At 59.5% G+C, this 16,068-nt stretch carries 16 protein-coding genes; 9 read left to right on the top strand and 7 right to left on the bottom strand.

Going from position 1 to position 16,068, the window contains the following annotated elements; all coding sequences use genetic code 11:
• Positions 1 to 8: 8 nt before the first annotated feature.
• Positions 9 to 1,154 (bottom strand): glycosyltransferase, encoded by a 1,146-nt coding sequence (locus tag FJ490_RS27735; protein WP_181171695.1) that lies wholly within the window; start codon positions 1,152 to 1,154, stop codon positions 9 to 11.
• A 254-nt stretch (positions 1,155 to 1,408) separates the two neighbouring features.
• Here FJ490_RS27735 and FJ490_RS27730 point away from each other — a divergent pair, with 254 nt between their 5' ends.
• Genes FJ490_RS27730 through FJ490_RS27705 form a run of 6 tightly spaced genes read left to right on the top strand, consistent with a single transcriptional unit; the run spans position 1,409 to position 7,208 of the window.
• Positions 1,409 to 2,734, top strand: coding sequence for a polysaccharide biosynthesis/export family protein (locus tag FJ490_RS27730; RefSeq protein ID WP_181165374.1), 1,326 nt, complete (start codon positions 1,409 to 1,411; stop codon positions 2,732 to 2,734).
• Positions 2,731 to 3,393: a sugar transferase gene (locus tag FJ490_RS27725; RefSeq protein WP_140513509.1), complete on the top strand. Its 663-nt coding sequence runs from the start codon at positions 2,731 to 2,733 to the stop codon at positions 3,391 to 3,393. The genes FJ490_RS27730 and FJ490_RS27725 overlap by 4 nt, the downstream gene beginning before the upstream one ends.
• Positions 3,390 to 4,067 (top strand): PIG-L deacetylase family protein, encoded by a 678-nt coding sequence (locus FJ490_RS27720; protein ID WP_140498445.1) that lies wholly within the window; start codon positions 3,390 to 3,392, stop codon positions 4,065 to 4,067. The genes FJ490_RS27725 and FJ490_RS27720 overlap by 4 nt, the downstream gene beginning before the upstream one ends.
• A 22-nt stretch (positions 4,068 to 4,089) precedes the next feature.
• Positions 4,090 to 5,265: a DegT/DnrJ/EryC1/StrS aminotransferase family protein gene (locus FJ490_RS27715; protein WP_140513507.1), complete on the top strand. Its 1,176-nt coding sequence runs from the start codon at positions 4,090 to 4,092 to the stop codon at positions 5,263 to 5,265.
• Positions 5,262 to 6,272: a thiamine pyrophosphate-dependent dehydrogenase E1 component subunit alpha gene (locus FJ490_RS27710; protein ID WP_140728636.1), complete on the top strand. Its 1,011-nt coding sequence runs from the start codon at positions 5,262 to 5,264 to the stop codon at positions 6,270 to 6,272. Before FJ490_RS27715 ends, FJ490_RS27710 begins: the two co-directional genes overlap by 4 nt.
• Positions 6,273 to 6,275: 3 nt before the next feature.
• Entirely contained in the window at positions 6,276 to 7,208 is a 933-nt protein-coding gene (locus FJ490_RS27705; RefSeq protein WP_140498448.1) for a transketolase C-terminal domain-containing protein, read from the top strand.
• Here FJ490_RS27705 and FJ490_RS33370 read toward each other — a convergent pair.
• A complete protein-coding gene (locus FJ490_RS33370; protein WP_246676604.1) occupies positions 7,125 to 7,772 on the bottom strand; it encodes a hypothetical protein in 648 nt (215 codons plus the stop codon). The two genes, FJ490_RS27705 and FJ490_RS33370, sit on opposite strands and share 84 nt — an antisense overlap.
• On the opposite strand from FJ490_RS33370, the gene FJ490_RS33365 reads away from it, so the two are divergent.
• The 3 genes from FJ490_RS33365 (at position 7,719) to FJ490_RS27690 (ending at position 10,649) form a co-directional block, all read left to right on the top strand.
• Positions 7,719 to 8,309 carry a hypothetical protein gene (locus FJ490_RS33365; protein WP_246676717.1) on the top strand — a complete coding sequence of 197 codons (591 nt, stop codon included), beginning with the start codon at positions 7,719 to 7,721 and terminating at the stop codon, positions 8,307 to 8,309. The two genes, FJ490_RS33370 and FJ490_RS33365, sit on opposite strands and share 54 nt — an antisense overlap.
• A 326-nt stretch (positions 8,310 to 8,635) precedes the next feature.
• Positions 8,636 to 9,820 carry an acyltransferase gene (locus FJ490_RS27695; RefSeq protein ID WP_140498450.1) on the top strand — a complete coding sequence of 395 codons (1,185 nt, stop codon included), beginning with the start codon at positions 8,636 to 8,638 and terminating at the stop codon, positions 9,818 to 9,820.
• Between the two features lie 97 nt (positions 9,821 to 9,917).
• Complete coding sequence (locus FJ490_RS27690) at positions 9,918 to 10,649, top strand: cysteine hydrolase (protein WP_140498451.1); 732 nt, start codon at positions 9,918 to 9,920, stop codon at positions 10,647 to 10,649.
• Positions 10,650 to 10,777: 128 nt separating this feature from the next.
• On the opposite strand, the gene FJ490_RS27685 is transcribed toward FJ490_RS27690, so the two are convergent.
• The 5 genes from FJ490_RS27685 to FJ490_RS27665 all read right to left on the bottom strand — a co-directional run bounded on the left by FJ490_RS27685 (position 10,778) and on the right by FJ490_RS27665 (position 15,844).
• Positions 10,778 to 11,539 carry a Crp/Fnr family transcriptional regulator gene (locus FJ490_RS27685; RefSeq protein WP_140498452.1) on the bottom strand — a complete coding sequence of 254 codons (762 nt, stop codon included), beginning with the start codon at positions 11,537 to 11,539 and terminating at the stop codon, positions 10,778 to 10,780.
• A 131-nt stretch (positions 11,540 to 11,670) separates the two neighbouring features.
• Complete coding sequence (locus tag FJ490_RS27680; protein ID WP_140498453.1) at positions 11,671 to 12,450, bottom strand: response regulator transcription factor; 780 nt, start codon at positions 12,448 to 12,450, stop codon at positions 11,671 to 11,673.
• Positions 12,451 to 12,890: 440 nt separating this feature from the next.
• Positions 12,891 to 14,540 (bottom strand): GMC family oxidoreductase, encoded by a 1,650-nt coding sequence (locus FJ490_RS27675; protein WP_140625472.1) that lies wholly within the window; start codon positions 14,538 to 14,540, stop codon positions 12,891 to 12,893.
• Between the two features lie 144 nt (positions 14,541 to 14,684).
• Entirely contained in the window at positions 14,685 to 15,164 is a 480-nt protein-coding gene (locus FJ490_RS27670; protein WP_318012505.1) for a MucR family transcriptional regulator, read from the bottom strand.
• A gap of 485 nt (positions 15,165 to 15,649) precedes the next feature.
• A complete protein-coding gene (locus FJ490_RS27665; RefSeq protein WP_140498455.1) occupies positions 15,650 to 15,844 on the bottom strand; it encodes a hypothetical protein in 195 nt (64 codons plus the stop codon).
• Positions 15,845 to 16,068: the final 224 nt, after the last annotated feature.

Raw genomic sequence — 16,068 nt, 5'->3', positions numbered from 1 at the left:
AGCCGCTCCTATCGGATATGGCGACGACGCCCTAGAGCTGCTTCGTAGAGTTCCAGGTGCCTGCCGACGTAAAGGGAAAGCGAGAAGTTCTCCATGACGCGACGACGCGCTTGTTGACCCAAGGCGCGGCGCTCGGCCGGTTCAAGGCTGACAAGCCTGATCAATCCGGCGGCCAGAGCTTCACTATCTCCCGGTGGAACGACCACGCCGCTGTCGCCGACCAGCCAGCCGGAGTCGCCGACCGCGGTAACCACCGCCGGCACGCCGCTGGCCATCGCCTCGCCTACGGCAAGGGAAAATGCCTCGCCCCAAGCCGAGCAAAGCGCGTAGACGTCGAAGCCCGGCATGAGGTCGGCGATGTCAGCGCGGATGCCCGGCGTGGTAATGCGGTCGTCTATGCCGAGCTCACGGGCGGTGCGCCGCACCGGGCCGTCGGCATGTCCCTCCCCGATAAATATGCCCTGAACGTCGTATCCCTGTTCCAGGAGCCGGCTGATGGCGCGGACCAGGCTAACCTGGTCCTTCATGGGATGGAAGCGTGCCACATGGCCGATCATCAGCCGTCCGGGCGGCAAGCCGAACAGGCGGCGCAGCTTCGCACCGGCGTCGGCCGAGGGGGAAAATTGATCGCAATCCGTCCCGTTCGGGATAACCACCCTCCGGCGCGGATCAAAGCCCAGGCGCTCGTGATCATCGGCGGCGACGCGCGAGCAATATGAGATCGCGCTGGTGCGCCTCGACAGGCGGGCCGAGAGCCGTATCAATTGGCGCGTCAATGGTTTCTCGTCGGCGAGATCTCGAACCGTGTGATGGATGCTCCAGATGACCGGCGAGAAATTGAGCCCTAGCGTCGAGCCGAGCGTTGCCGCGACGTTGCCGTGATACATCCATCCGTGAAGAAGATCGGGGGCCGCCCGTCTTATCGACCGCGTCAGCCGAACGACATCGCGCGGTCGCGGCCGTTCCGTCATGTCGAGCGAAACGAGCCCCGATCTTGTATATTCTACGTTTGCAGCCACCGGACCGGGTGAAAGCAGGGACAGAACTGAAGTCGAGAAGCGATTTTGGTCGACCTGGCCAAGAAAACGGGCAAGCATGACCTGAGCGCCGCCGACGTCGAGACTGGTAATGGTGTGAAGAACACTTGTGTGCACGCAAGCTTCCCAGCTGTCTGCAACGCTCCGCCCTGAGGAAGCATTCAATCGTCCGACAGTATCCAGCCGCACCATACGTTGGTTGCAGTCGACATCCAGTTAGCCAAATTAGGTGGGAACCAGACCGAAGGTTGTCACCGCTCCACCAAAGGTATGACTCATTGTCCTCGCGCAGGTGTCGCTAGGGTCTTTGCAGGAAAATTCTATGGTGGGCTTCCATGGCATCTTATTGCAATGCGGCGCGGAGCAGGCGATTGACAGGCGCGTGGACCAGTACATTCCTTGCGAAAGCATTGGGATCCACCAGTATTGCGATCCTTGCGGTTGCAGCGATTCTGATTTCCCAGCTTGATGCCTGGGCCGCGGCGGACGATGACTACAAGGTTTCGGTCGGCGATGTGGTGTCGTTTGACTTCATCGACGACGCGCTTCCCGCCGAACAACTCACGGTCGCCAGCGATGGCGCGATCAACATTCCGCTGATCGGCAGCTTTGAAGTCGGCGGCCTGACGGTGCCCGACGCCTTGAGTCGTATCCGTAAGGCATTCATCGAGCGTGAACTCTTCAATGACCCGCATATAGCTCTTGCGGTGGTGAGCTTCCGCCCGATCTTCGTCCTTGGGGATGTAAAGGCGCCGGGCTCGTTTCCTTACCAGCCGGCACTGAATGTGGAGCAGGCGGTGGCGCTTGCGGGCGGCCAGTCGACCGGGGGAGCCACGGCGGAGGATCGCGTCGTAACACGCGCCCGGTTGCGCGGAGCTCTTGATGAAAGCGTGGTGGAGATCGCCAAGGAGGCGGTCGCCGCTGCGCGCATCAAGGCCCAATTGGCAAACAGCGACAAGATCTCGGAACTGGATCTGCCTGCCAAGATCAAGGGCCTCATGAACGCCAACCTGCTCGCGACGCTGCTTCCTACCGAGCAGCGCATCCTTGAAGCAGATCAACATGCGCTGACGACACGTCGCAAGCAGCTCTCGGCGGGGATCGAAGAAGTGAATGTTGCCCTCGCCAATGTTCAACAGCTTTCGGACATACAAAAGACAGTGATCGCTTCGGCACAGGCGGATCTCGATCGCATCAGGGGCCTTAACAAGAAAGGTCTCGTCACAATCACAGACCTCTCGAACGCCGAGCGCGAAGCGACCACGCAGCAATCCCATCTGCTTGAAATCTACAATCAGGCATCAACGGTGCGCCGCGAATTGAGCCAGTTGCAGCGCGACCTGGATGACGCCACCCAGACATGGACACACACGGCGTTGACGGATCTCCAGGCCCACAACTCTGAAATCGAGCGCCTGATCGCGGTTCGAGAATCGACCGAGGAACAGATCCTGCTGTTGAGCTCGCTGGCCGCGGAGCAGACACGCAGCAACAACTCCATCACGTTCACCTACCAGATCCGCCGCAAGGTAAATGGCCAGACCGCCACAAAGGTGGCGACCCTCGACGATCCGGTTGCGGCCGGAGATACGATCCTTGTGTCAATAAACCGCCTGGATAGCGCCCAGGACACGACAAGCCGTTCAGCCACTGCCTTGGCGACGACCTCTTCCGTCCAGGTCGGACCGTCGCAATGATCGGCCTCAGCACCCCAACAGCACGTTCCGGCGGCTGGACTGCGCGCGTTCCGCTTGGCCGGGCCATACCAAGCCGTATCGCAGCGGTGATCCTTTTGGTTCTCAGCCTGCCGCTATGGCTCGTGGCTGCTGCCATTGTCTGGGTTAGTGTCGGCCGTCCATTGTTTTTCCGCCAGTCTCGCAGCGGGCTGGAAGGTCGCCCGTTCGTGATCTGCAAGTTTCGTACGATGCACGAAGGGCGAGACGGGAATGGCATGCTGCTCCCCGACGCTTTGCGTGAGACGCCGGCCACGCGATTGATGCGCTCCGTCCGCATCGATGAGCTGCCGCAGCTTCTCTCGATCGCCAGGGGGGACATGGCCTTCATGGGGCCCCGTCCGTTGCTCCCGGCCACCATCGCCGAATTCGGCGAGCTGGGGCGTATTCGCGGCACGGTCCGCCCCGGCCTGTCCGGATGGGCACAGGTGAACGGCAATACCCGCCTCACCAACAGCGAAAAGCTAGCGCTCGACCTCTGGTATGTGCGCAACCGCAGCCTGTGGCTCGATCTGCACATACTGGTTCTGACTGTCCAAGTGGCACTGTTGGGCGAACGTGTCGACCGCCGCCATGTCGACCATGCTTTGAAGGCTATGCCCGCCGGGACGGTCCGGCCATGAACCCAGCACTCGGTCGACTTCTGGTGATCGCACCGCATCCTGATGATGAGGTCCTGGGGTGTGGCGGCACGATAGCCCGGATGGCTGCCCAAGGCGCAGAAGTTCATGTCGCAGTGGTTACGCGAGGCAGCCCGCCCGCCTTCACAGAGGAGATGACGGAACGGGTTCGCAGCGAGGCCAAGGCGGCGCATGCCTGTTTGGGCGTGCAACAGACGCATTGGCTTGATCTGCCGGCAGCGCAGATCGCCGAGACGCCGCACGCGACGCTCAACAGGGCGCTGCTGACCCTGTTGCGGGATGTCGTGCCGGATACGTTGCTCATCCCTTTCGTCGGTGATGTGCACATGGACCACCAGCTGATCTTCCTGTCATCGCTGGTAGCGGCTCGCCCGACCCAATCTCAATATCCGCGGACGATCATGGCTTACGAGACCGTCTCCGAAACGAACTGGAATGCCCCCTATGTGACGCCGAGCTTCGTGCCGAACGTCTTCATAGACATCGCATCGACGCTGGACCGCAAACTCGAAGCTGCGTCGATGTTCGCCTCACAGATCAGAGATTTCCCGCATGAGCGTTCGATCGAAACCTTGCGGGCGCTTGCGATCGTCAGGGGCACCGCCGCCCATCTGAGGGCGGCCGAGGCCTTTGTCCTTCTGCGAAACGTCATTTGAATTCTAGCTGGAGTATTCTGCGATGAAACGCTGGCCAATCTACGACGAAGAACAAATAACCGATGTGGTAGAGGTTTTGCGATCCGGCCAGGTGAACGCCTGGACCGGCGACCATGTGAAGACCTTCGAACGCGCCTATGCGCGCAGCCTCGGCCGACGTCACGCGGTGGCGCTGGCCAACGGCTCGCTCGCGCTGGATCTTGCGATGAAGATTCTCCACATCGGCGCCGGTGACGAGGTGATCGTCACGCCCCGCAGTTTCGTCGCCTCCGCCGCCTGCGTCATGTTTGCCGGCGCCACGCCCGTTTTCGCGGATGTCGACCCGAGTTCGGGCAACCTTTCCGCCGAGACGATTGCGCCGAAGATAACGGCTCGAACAAAGGCAGTGATCGTCGTGCATATTGCCGGCTGGCCGTGCGACATGGCGCCGATCATGGAACTCGCAAAGCGCAGCGGCATAAAAGTCATCGAAGATTGCGCCCAGGCGCATGGAGCCGAATACAACGGACGACCGATTGGCTCCTTCGGCGACATAGCGGCGTTCTCGTTCTGCCAGGACAAGATCATCACGACGGGCGGCGAAGGTGGGCTTGTCGCAATGGACGACAAGAAATTGTGGCTCGCTGCCTGGAGCCTCAAGGACCACGGCAAGAACTACGATCTGGTCTTTGCCCCCCATAGGGCGACAGGGTTTCGCTGGCTGCATGACAGCATCGGCACCAACTGGCGCATGACATCAATCCAGGCAGTGCTTGGCTTGCGGCAGCTCGAGCGCTTACCCGACTGGACTCGCCAACGCGAGCGAAATGCCAGCATCTGGATGAGGACGCTTGCTGAATTGCCGATGCTGCACGCGCCCCAGCTCGGTTCGGAGCATAAGCATGCCTGGTACCGATGCTATTTCTATATCAAGCCCGAGATGCTGTCCCCCGGATGGTCGCGCGACGAGTTGATTGCGGCTATCAATGCGGCCGGCGTCCCATGCTTCTCTGGAAGCTGCTCTGAGATCTATCTTGAACATGCCTTCGCGGACGCCGGGGTAGCGCCGCCCGAACGTCTGCCGATCGCACGGCAGCTCGGTGAAACGAGTATGGCTTTTCTGGTCGACCCGTCCTGGACGACCGAGGAGACCATGGCTGCCGCGTCGACGGCGCGGTCAATCCTTGTTACGGCTTCGCGCCAGCTCGAGGCAGCATGACAAAGGAACGCGCGATCAGGAAGGATGAAACCGTTCCAGCGTCTTCTCTGGCAGAGCTGCAGATAGTGACGTCGTCAGCAGCGCGGAACCTCACCCTTGCCCCTACAGAGCGTGGTTTGCTCGGATTCGAACTGCCAGCCGCGGTTCGATTTTATCAGCAGATGATGCTCATCCGGCTCGTGGAGGAGCGCTTGCTCGATCTTTTTTCCCAAGGTCTCCTGTTCGGCACGACGCACACGTCCATTGGACAGGAAGCCAATGCGGTTGGCGTGATAAACGCTCTTGACCGGGACCGCGACATTGTCTGGAGCAACCACCGCTGCCACGGTCATTTCATTGCCTATTCGGGCGAAGTCGAGGGCCTGATAGCCGAGATCATGGGGCGTGTAACCGGCATTTGCGGCGGACGCGGCGGCAGCCAGCACCTGTGCTTCCGCAACTTCCACTCCAATGGCATCCAAGGAGGCATCGCACCCGTCGCAGTTGGTAGTGCGCTGGCGCGAAAGGACGAGGGCGCCGTCGCAGTGGTGTTCCTCGGCGACGGCACGATGGGCGAGGGAGCCGTATACGAGAGCCTGAACCTTGCGTCTGTTTTCGCCGCCCCGGTGGTCTTTGTGATCGAGGACAACGAGATCGCGCAGACGACGCCCAAGCATCTGACCGTCTCCGGTTCGATCGTCGCCAGGGCCGAGCCGTTCGGCGTCCGCACATTCGCCTATGACGGCAACGATCCGATCGCGATATATGAGCTCGCCCAAGAAGCCGTAGGCTATGTACGCGCCGAATCCCGCCCTTGCTGGCTCTACTTGCGAACCGAGCGGATCGGCCCCCACAGCAAGGGAGATGATACGAGGCCGGCGGAGCGTCTTGAGCAAGCTCGAGCCAGAGATCCCATACCCCCGATGCGCCGGCGCGTTGCCAACGCCGATGAGATCGACGCCTACTGCCTGAATGTCGTGGACCGCGCGGTCGAATCCGCCGCCGCGGCCGCCTTGGCGCGGGGCTGATCCATGCGTGTCGTCGAATCTATCAACCGCGCGCTACACGATCTCATGGGAGCCGATCTCCGTCTGGTGATTTTGGGTGAGGATGTCCTTGACCCCTACGGTGGCGCCTTCAAAGTCACCAAGGGTCTTTCGTCAGCCTATAAGGACCGTGTCTGGACCACGCCGATCAGCGAAGGCGGCATTGTTGGCATGGCGGCAGGCATGGCCATCAAAGGCCGGCCTGTGATCGTCGAACTCATGTTCGGAGACTTCATAGCCCTTGCTGCCGACCAGATCATCAATCACGTCGCCAAGTTCCGTTGGATGTACAACGACCAGGTTGAGGTCCCCGTCATCATCCGCGCTCCCATGGGCGGACGGCGCGGCTATGGGCCGACGCACTCGCAAAGCCTGGAAAAGCATTTTTGCGGCGTGCCCGGGCTGACGGTGCTTGCCACTCACGAGTATGCCGATCCTGGTACGCTTCTGCATCGGGCCTTCGCGTCGCGATCCCCTCACCTGATCATCGAAAACAAGGTGATGTATTCCAGGCCCGTGCTCGGACCCGACGCGCTTCCACGCCCGGCGGATGCAGATGTCGTGATCCTGACATATGGAGGTTGCGTCGAGCACGCTGTCGCGGCCGCAAAGAAACTCGCGCAAGAGGAGGAAATCGCGACCACCGTGGTGGCCGTCGAACAGCTGTCGCCCTTCCCTGGCGATGAGGTCCGAAGCCAGGTCGGCAACTGCACGCGTGTGGTCGCGGTGGAGGAAGGCTCTCCCGGCTGGGGCTTCGCGTCGGAGTGTGCGCGCGCGCTGATCGGCCGGGTCAGGCACTTCAGCGCATTGACCGGGCCCGATCACCCCATTCCCTCAAGCCGCGACTGGGAGGACGATCTGCTGCCGGGTGTGAACGCCATCCAGGCGGCCTGCATCGAGCTGTTCCAGAAAGGCTAAGCGTACATGACCGTGCTTGTCGAAGCCCCGCGGGTTAACGCCAACGAGGACAATCTCCAGCTCATCGAGATTCGGGTCGCACAAGGTGAAAGGGTCGAACAAGGCACCATTCTTTTCGTGCTTGAGACCACCAAGGCCGCAGTCGAGGTAGATGCTCCGGAGGCAGGAACTGTCGGCCTGCTGGACATCAAGGTCGGTGACTTCGTTCCTGTCGGCGCAACGCTTTGCAAAATCATCGACGAAAATTCGAATGTCGTTGTCGGGGAGACCAGCGCGGCCGATGTCGGGGCCAGCGAAGTCGCGATAACGGCTAAAGCCCGCAAGGCCGCATCCGAGCTCGGGGTCAACCTTGCGGACGTCATTCCGTCCAATGGCCGCATTGGCGAAGCCGAGGTGCGCGCTGCTGCCGGTCGCCGATCCGCCGCCAAGAGAGCCGAACCGGGCGAGCCGAGTTCCGTCGCTTTCTCCAGGCGGGCCGTCATCATCGGCGGCGGCGGCCACGCCGCCTGTTTGATCGATGCTCTCGATGGTGCCGGATACGATATCCTGGGCTGCACCGATCAAGCGTTGCCCGCCGGCCACCACGTCTGCGGCGGTATTTCGGTGATCGGCACGGAAGACTGCCTGGAGCGTTTGCTTGCGGAGGGCACGCGCTATGCTTTCATCGGCATCGGAGGCGCCCAGTCAAGCCAGGTGAGGCGGGCAATGTATGAACGCGCCACCGCAATGGGCTTCGTTCTGCCGCCTGTGATCCATCCTTCCGCGATCGTCTCCAAGGCGACCAGGATTGGACATGGCTGCCATATTTTGGCCGGCGCGAGCATCGGTCCGCGCTGTGCGATCGGTAACAACGTCATCGTCAATCAGGGGACTATAGTCTGCCACGACAGCGTCGTTCAGGACAATGCGCACCTGACACCAGGCGCTATCATAGCCGGCGGAGTGGGCATCGGAGCCTTGACCGTCGTGGGAATGGGCGCAACGGTGCTCCTGGGCGTCCAGATCGGCGCCGACTGCCTGATCCACAACGGCGCGCACATCAGCGCCAATGTCGCAGACAACACCATCGTCGACGCGCAGGGCCGCCGCCATCTCCGCTAATGCATGTCGCCCAAGGCGATCTCCGGCTCGAGAAAGCGACATGGCGGGGCGGTTCGACGGGGCGGCTCTCGTGGCTGCGGCCGAGGGTTCGCCAATTCCGATCGGTGTCAGTCAAGCCGTACTTCGGTTGCGGTCCAGCGATCGCCCGCAATCAGCATCGGGCCTGGGTTAAATCAGTCCCGCAATGCGGCTGTTAGTCATCCGGTGGAGTTTTTCTGCGGCAGCCCACTACTTTTGGGCGGGGGTGTCCTTCGAATTCCCGAGCATTGCGAGACCTGGGATGGTGTACGGTGAAATGGTCTGCGGGATCCAACTTGAAGGCTCAGATGACCGTTGCACATCTCCATCCTCAGAACTCATCGGGTCCGCAGCATTTTCCCGTCGAAGCGTCAGCGAAGCCGGCTGGCGACAATTCGTTCAATGTAGCCGCGCATGGGTTGCGCGGCATTGCTTCTCTTATGGTCTTCTTCGCTCACCTCCTGGGCGGCACGGCGGAGCACGTCTACGCCTCCAATTCGGCCTATGTCGACCGCATTACGCCCTTCTGGAATTTCGGCACCTTCGGAGTCTGCCTTTTCTTCGTAATCAGTGGCTTCGTCATCCTGCCCAGTGCGATACGCTATAGTCCCGCTCAGTTTGCTGCCCGACGGTTCCTGCGCCTCTACCCTCTGTTTTTCGCGCTAAGCCTGCTTTTCATCTTGCTGAACGCAACCACCAACTTTTATCCCGAAACCAACAATCTCACAGCGGTTCTGGCAGGACTGACATTCCTGAACCTTGCAACCCATACCGAGCAATTGACGCCGAACGCGTGGAGCCTGACCTTCGAGGTCTGGTTCTATGTGTTTACGGCAGCGTTCGTTTTCCTGACGGTTCGTCGCCCAACCAGACTCGGCACAATTGCGCTCGGTCTTCTCGCGGCGCTCTTTATCGCCCGGTACCCGATCGCCTTGTATTTTCTTGCCGGCGGGCTGATCCGCCTTGCCTACGATCGATTTGAATGGGTAAACCGGGGCCGCCATCGGCTTGCCGAGAGCGGGGCGCTGGCAGCTTGCGTCTTTCTCGCCAGCCGCGGCCATTACGACTATCACTGGTCCGATTTCCAAAATGCCGAGCTTCCCTTGCTCATGGTCGCGACGGGGCTCTACTTCTGCCTTGCAGTGTCGCGGAACAGCTTGACGGCACTACTCCTTGGCAATCGGCTGCTTCGATACTTCGGAACGGTGAGCTACAGCCTGTATCTGGTGCATCCCTACACGTATCTTCTGACACGCTCGCTGTTTTCCCGCGCCCATCTTTTTTCCGGCAATGTTGTCCTATCGATGAGCGCCTTCATTTTGGCGGCGGCGGCGATCACCTGGGTGCTGACGCATTTCGCGAACCGAACGCTTGAGCTGTGGCCCTATGAGTTTGTCTATCATCAGAAGATCTATCGCTCGGCCTCGCAGCCAAGCGCGATGCGGCTTTGGCTGGCGTCAAATGCCAAACGTGCGGCATGGCTAAGGGGGTAGGATCGCCGTTGCGCGGCGGCCTGCGGCTTTTGAGGCGGATAGATAGCAGACTGGTCGTAACCACTGTTGTTAGGCTGCAAGCAGGGATGAGGACGAAATGCATCCATTTGTCATCGACGCCAAGCCTCAACCTATTTCAATTGATCCCGCTGACGCTGCCGTACTCGTCGTGGACATGCAGAATGACTTCGGCTCCAACGGTGGAATGTTCGACAGAGCCGGAATCGATATCTCCGGGATTCAACGGGCTGTAGGCCCTACTGCCAGCGTAATAGCTGCCGCTCGCGAATTGAGCATGCCCATCGTCTACCTGAAGATGGGATATCATCGCGACCTCTCGGACCTTGGAACGTCGGACGCCCCCAACCGTATTCGACATCTCCAGATCTTCGGGGTGGGCGCGAACATGACAGCCCCGGATGGCAGCGAGAGCCGGATTCTGATCCGCGACACCTGGGGAACAGAGGTCGTCAACGGCCTCAAGCCACAGGCAGGGGATGTCGTCCTCTATAAAACGCGATTCAGCGGTTTCTACGAAACCGAACTCGATTCTGTTCTGAAATCCGCAGGCGTCAAACACCTCATCGTGACAGGATGCACGACCAGCGTGTGTGTGGAATCGACAATTCGGGATGCCTTCTTCAGGGACTATCGCTGCATACTGCTGACGGATTGCACCAGCGAGCCCATCGCTTGGGACGCCCCAAGGAGCAATCATGATGCCTCGATCACGCTCGTTCAGATACTCTTTGGATGGACATCGACGTCCGACCAATTCCTGAAGTCGGTCGCAGAGCGAGTTCACGGTCGTCTTGAACTAGCCGAATGAGCAGGCGAAGCTGCCTATCAGTCGCCTTGGAGCACCGCGGCTGCCGCTCAGGGCCAGCGTAGATCAAGCCCAAACACAACCGACGTCCCGACCACTCTCGAAAGGTGCCCCGACGCATCGCCTACGATTTAGTCGTCCGACTTTGCCACAAGATCGGCGATACGGGATACATCAGGCACGTAAAGCTCTTTGGCGTGGCGCAGCACGAGTCCGATGTTTTGCAGGTAGCTCAACTCGCGTGCCACCGCCTCGCGGTGGGTGCCAATGCGGTGGGCCAGATCCGTATGGGTCGGGATAGGAGAAATCCTCGCCGAACCGTCGGCTCCGATGTCTTCAGCGCATAAGCGCAGCAACTCCTTATGCACCCGGGACCGAACGTTGAGCGTCGAAAGCTCAACGATGTGCTCGACAAGCACCTGCTGACGTTCCACCAACAATTGTACAACCGCATGCAGGGCTTCAGGATCCTGCTTGACTATGTCCAGAAAGGCACGACTGCCGATCGAAGCGATAGTGCATGGTCCCGCCGCTTCGACCGAATATGGCATCTGGATGTCGCCGCTCAAGGCAATTCCGTTAACAAGCGAGCCACGATGCGCAGGGGGGAGCGACACAATCTTGCCATTGCGGGTATAAACGAGCGCTCGAAGCTCGCCCTCGAGCAGAAAAAAAAGCCGGTCGACACTTTCGCCGGCCGGGACCAGGACGTCCCCTTCATTGAGATGCAACCAACGACAGCGGCGGTCTATCTCGATCAGCGTGGACGACTTAACATTGCTGAAATGCTCGATATTTTTCAAATCCGGCCCGTGCATATGGTTGGCATCAGCTACGGAGGTGATCTCCCCGTCAGTCTGCGGGCCTGGATATCGAACGGGCGGTTGTTTCATGCTGGGTAGCGCCCCCTTGCAAAGGTTCGCAGCCGCTTCCGTTGCGGCTGCTCCCCAAACTCAAGCAAATCACATCTACTAAAACGGTCCGTCAAGAACCATTACTCGTTGAGTGAGGCGGCACCCATATTTCAATTCCGTATGGCAATCCCTTCATACGGCGTTGTGTTGAGTATGTAGGCAACTTCGGTACGGTTTCTCGCACGAAGTTTTTTCATGACATTCCGAATGTGTACCTTGACCGTACTTTCACACATGTTGAGCTCGTACGCGATGACCTTGTTCGCCTTTCCTCGACGCAATGCCTCGATGACAGACATCTGACGCGAGGTAAAAGTGTTGTCTCCGTGCGGCTGCTGCTTGGTCGCGGACTGACCGTCGGTGACGGCGCGTCCTGAATGAAAGAGAACACTGGGCGGGACGAAAGTTCCGCCCGCCGCGACAAGCTGGATGGCCTTGGCGGCCACCTGCAACCTGACGCTGGTGGGAATATAGCCACGCGCGCCGTTTTCGACCACTTTGAGAATGTCCTCAAAGTTCTCGATATCCGATAGGATGACCACCCCTACCTCGGGCCTGGTCGCTTTCAGATGGCCTATCTGGGAAAGATGATAGTCCGCCTGGGAGTTCGACCACATCACACACATCAGGACCGTCGAAACTCTCTGCGTTTCTTCGGGATCCGCCATGTCGAACGCTTCGACCGACGCGTAATGCTGGATATGAAATGATGGCTCGATGATTTCGAGGCTTCTGCTGAAGCAGTCACACATCAAAGGCCGGCCATCGATGATTGCAATCTCGATTCCCTCTCCCGAGGACGGTGAGAGACGATTGACGTCGAGAATAGATGGATATTGATCAAGATCAGTTTTGTCCGTCCGATCATTCGCAGGCAAAAAACTTGTCATGACTCACCCCCGCGCAAATCTCGCCCCAACGGAGATTTCGCTTTTAAACCCATACCTTAACACTTTAGTAATAGCTTGTGGACCGGAGGTGGTGGTGTGACAAAACGCACAGCGCGGCCAAAATTTCGGTTTCCTCAAGCAATCAAAGTGAAAAAGTCGTGATTGCAGTATTATAGTTGGCTTCGAAGTCCATGCGCTTACCAATAGGGGGTAGCTACGGAAGTAGCGGTCATCCAGAATCGTTACGACAAAGAGCTGAACAGGGGTGGCTATGTGAGCCGTTGGTCAGACCTTCGCTCAAAACGCGCACACTTTCTCGGCAAAGCGTAAAATTACATTCAGGAGCCGGCATATTCCATATGGCGGACCTGCGGCATGAGACGTCGCAGCCTGCTCCCTTTCCTCGTCGATTGACCGCTTTGGCGAAGGTGGAGGCGAGCTTATTCGAGGCTTTGCCGCAAGTGCTGGCCCAGTCTGATAGCGAGCGCGACAATGGTGAGAGTGGGCATGTCGTTGCCTCCGGTCGGGAAGACCGAGCTGCCGGCGACGAACAGATTTGCGAGGCCGTGCACCTGGCACGAACTATCGACCACGCCGGTTCGCGGGTCGTCGCTCATCCTCGTCGTGCCCATGTGGTGTCGAACCCAGTGATATGGAATGTCTCGCTCCCCCGCCGGGTTTTTGTCCTGGCCTGGATGAATGGCGCTTCTATGCCCCAGCCGCTTCATCTCTTCAGTGATGATCGCCTGGACACGTTCAAGCGTCCGTCGGACGAGAGGCCCCACGTTCCATTGCAGCTTCACACGGGGCAGACTGAACTCGTCGAGCCTTGTATCGAGCGTGACGCGGCTTGCCGGATCCGGTTCTTGTTCCAGTATCGTGTCAAAATGAAAATGCCTTGCACGCCGACGTGAGTGCCAGATCCGTTCGAAACCTGCCGATATTGCTCCCGCCGGATGCATCAGGATAGTTCGGCCGCATTTGATAAGGTCGCGATGCAGCCGGCCTCTCCGCAGCCAGAAGGCAAGATACTGCAAAGCTTCGGAACCATCCATATGATTGACGCAAGGCCCAGGCTTGATCCATGTGCGGGAATCGAGGAGGCGCTCGCTTGCACGTATTTCGGGCCGCAGCGCCAGTCCGAATGCATCATTGGTGCCGCGGTTTTCAGGCGACAATCCGGTCGTGCGGGTCCAGGGCACGTGGAGGTCTATCATGTTGTCGGGCTGGCTGACTTGCAGGCTTCCCCATTTTACCCGGGGATGCTCCATGAAATAGCGGCCAACCAGGTCATACTGGTTTCCTATGCCATTCGGCGCCTGTCGGTTTGAGACAAGGAGCAGGCGCGCGTTTTCGATACCGCCGCAGGCCAGCACGAAAAATCGCGCAGCAATCTGGAATCGTTTGTTCGGCGTACTCGCTACCTCGATGGAGCGAACCCGCCTTCCGCAGTCGTCGGTGTCGAGCCGCAGCGCCGTGGCATGCAGCACGACCTGGACGTTTTTTGCGTCCTGAAGCTTCTTGCGAAGCGTTGCTCCGAGATCCGGAGTGGGACTGAGAAAGCAGCGTTCCGAAAAGAGCGGCCCGTTTTCAGGCATGACCGCGGAAGTCGGCCAATCGGTCAGCAGGTCGTCGATTCCGAGCAGGCGGGCTGCGGTCTCATAATGGGGTAGTAATGATTTATGGGCGACGGGCCAACCACTCAGGGGTATCCAGGGCCGATGCTCGAAATCGCCATGGTCCAACATCTTGCACCATCCGCCCCAACCAGCCTTGCCTGTGCTCCCGCCGAACTGACGAAGGCGGCAAAGATCAAGAGCTTCGTAAGGTTGACCCACGGACAGCCCGCGCGACAGCCGTTGGCGCCAGTGCTCGTACGTCATGCCACCGCTTTCGATGACGCATATGCGATGCCGCGTGCCTTCTAGTTGTGATGCTATCGCCAGGCCGGCGGCACCCGCTCCCACGATGCACACATCCGCCTCCAGGCGCATGCCTTGCGGAAACGCGTTGCAATCTTCAATCATGGCGTCGATCGGGCATGGTGTCGATCGGGACCAGCAATTGCACGCCTGTGAGAGCGTGGCCATTTGCGCCTTGCCCCCAGCCCCATTTGACTGTTGGTCCCGCTGGCATCGGGCGGGCACGTCAAATTTGTGATCCGAAGAAAACAAATGTCACGATACGAGCAACGGCGCGAGGACTGCCGGAGCCTCGCCCTGTGCTCCATTCGGTTAGCCTCTGGAAGTTCGGCCACTGGCATTCCGTTGTCCAAGCCTGATCCTCTTGGCTGCCTCCGAGCGCAACGCAGTTAAATTTGGCGCCACAATCGGATAATCCGGCGGCAAGCCCCATTTCTGGCGATATTGCGCTGGCGTCATGCCGATGGATGTAAGATACCGCTTCAAGGATTTCATGCGGCGCCCGTCCTCCAGGTTGACGATGAAGTCAGGGGTCACCGACTTGCGGATCGGCACGGCTGGAACAGGTTTCGGTTCGGGCTGGTGATCGCCCACGGCAAGCTTTTGCAAGGCACGGCCGACATTCTGGATCAGGTCAACCAGATCGGAAGGCGACGTCCGGTTTTTCCTGACATAGGCCGAAACAATATCAGCGGTTAGCTCAATGTGGTCGGCGGGGTCAGAGTCCATGAGTCCGCTCATTGCCTGAAGAAGGCTATCTTCCGTGGCCGAGGCGCGGAGCACGTTCTGCATCGCTCATTGAAGGATTGCCCACCGTCACAGGAGAATGCTCCTGATGCCCCGCTCCTTGCATGGCCCAATGCCATCCCCAGGTGCCGTTTGTGTCAATTGTCCCTTGGCGGCAGCCGATCCATCCAAAAGTGGTACCGCTTGGCAATCCCGATCCCGTGATGGCAGCGGCGAAACCGGCAACACCGGCGGCACAGCTAAGCCGGCAAGACCGCACTGATCCGATGCCGGCGCGCACATGTCGCGTACCGGTATCGACCGTCAAATCGATATCCAGCGCCGCCTCGCTGCGACGGCTCGACTTGTTCGCGACGGCTCGACTTGTTCAAGGCTGTCGTGTCTGGAGCTTCATGGCGCGCTTAAAGTCGCGATTGTCCACGCGGACAGCGCAAGACATCTCCAAGCCCGTAAGCCTTGAACAATGCTTGCGCCTTGCACTGCGCATGTGCGCTTGGACCTGAGCGGCGCGGCTTGACGAACCGCTCTTTCTACCACTCCGAGCCGGTATAGCCCGCAGCTTCCTTCCACAATGCGAGTGCGATGCTTGGCGAGCGGCCTTTCACTTCAATGTCTTTGCCGCGGTACTTTCCAGCCGCAATCCACACTGTCTTTGAACGCTGATAGATGTTGATGTCGAGGGCGCTGGCTAGAGCTTCCCAGTCCCTGCGTCTCGAAAAATCCATCCGACCCCCATCTCTCCATAATGTGGAGCAGTAACGAACATGGCGGATGAGAGTTCCCAGATCGTGAGGACTTCACCATTGGTTTGCGCAAATGGGTCGCACAGCGGTGAAAACTGCCTCCGCTGGCTACGCCAGCGGAGTATTGAATTGGGCGATATCCCCAGGCTGGAGCTATTTGGCCGCCTTTGCCGTCCTCTCCGCACCCACCAGACTTGCCAGCGGTT

This window comes from Mesorhizobium sp. B2-5-11 (genome assembly GCF_006440835.1).
Classification (GTDB): domain Bacteria; phylum Pseudomonadota; class Alphaproteobacteria; order Rhizobiales; family Rhizobiaceae; genus Mesorhizobium.
The sequence above is the reverse complement of the archived record's forward strand: the minus strand, read 5'-3'. Positions and strand labels throughout refer to the sequence as shown.

What these genes read in the sequence shown, in the direction of transcription:
- FJ490_RS27715 (WP_140513507.1), top strand. Translation starts at nt 4,090, where the DNA reads ATGAAACGCTGGCCAATCTACGACGAAGAACAAATAACCGATGTGGTA.
- FJ490_RS27665 (WP_140498455.1), bottom strand. Translation starts at nt 15,844, where the DNA reads ATGGATTTTTCGAGACGCAGGGACTGGGAAGCTCTAGCCAGCGCCCTC.
- FJ490_RS27670 (WP_318012505.1), bottom strand. Translation starts at nt 15,164, where the DNA reads ATGCAGAACGTGCTCCGCGCCTCGGCCACGGAAGATAGCCTTCTTCAG.
- FJ490_RS27710 (WP_140728636.1), top strand. Translation starts at nt 5,262, where the DNA reads ATGACAAAGGAACGCGCGATCAGGAAGGATGAAACCGTTCCAGCGTCT.
- FJ490_RS27720 (WP_140498445.1), top strand. Translation starts at nt 3,390, where the DNA reads ATGAACCCAGCACTCGGTCGACTTCTGGTGATCGCACCGCATCCTGAT.
- FJ490_RS27690 (WP_140498451.1), top strand. Translation starts at nt 9,918, where the DNA reads ATGCATCCATTTGTCATCGACGCCAAGCCTCAACCTATTTCAATTGAT.
- FJ490_RS27675 (WP_140625472.1), bottom strand. Translation starts at nt 14,540, where the DNA reads ATGGCCACGCTCTCACAGGCGTGCAATTGCTGGTCCCGATCGACACCA.
- FJ490_RS27705 (WP_140498448.1), top strand. Translation starts at nt 6,276, where the DNA reads ATGCGTGTCGTCGAATCTATCAACCGCGCGCTACACGATCTCATGGGA.
- FJ490_RS27685 (WP_140498452.1), bottom strand. Translation starts at nt 11,539, where the DNA reads ATGAAACAACCGCCCGTTCGATATCCAGGCCCGCAGACTGACGGGGAG.
- FJ490_RS27695 (WP_140498450.1), top strand. Translation starts at nt 8,636, where the DNA reads ATGACCGTTGCACATCTCCATCCTCAGAACTCATCGGGTCCGCAGCAT.
- FJ490_RS27680 (WP_140498453.1), bottom strand. Translation starts at nt 12,450, where the DNA reads ATGACAAGTTTTTTGCCTGCGAATGATCGGACGGACAAAACTGATCTT.
- FJ490_RS27725 (WP_140513509.1), top strand. Translation starts at nt 2,731, where the DNA reads ATGATCGGCCTCAGCACCCCAACAGCACGTTCCGGCGGCTGGACTGCG.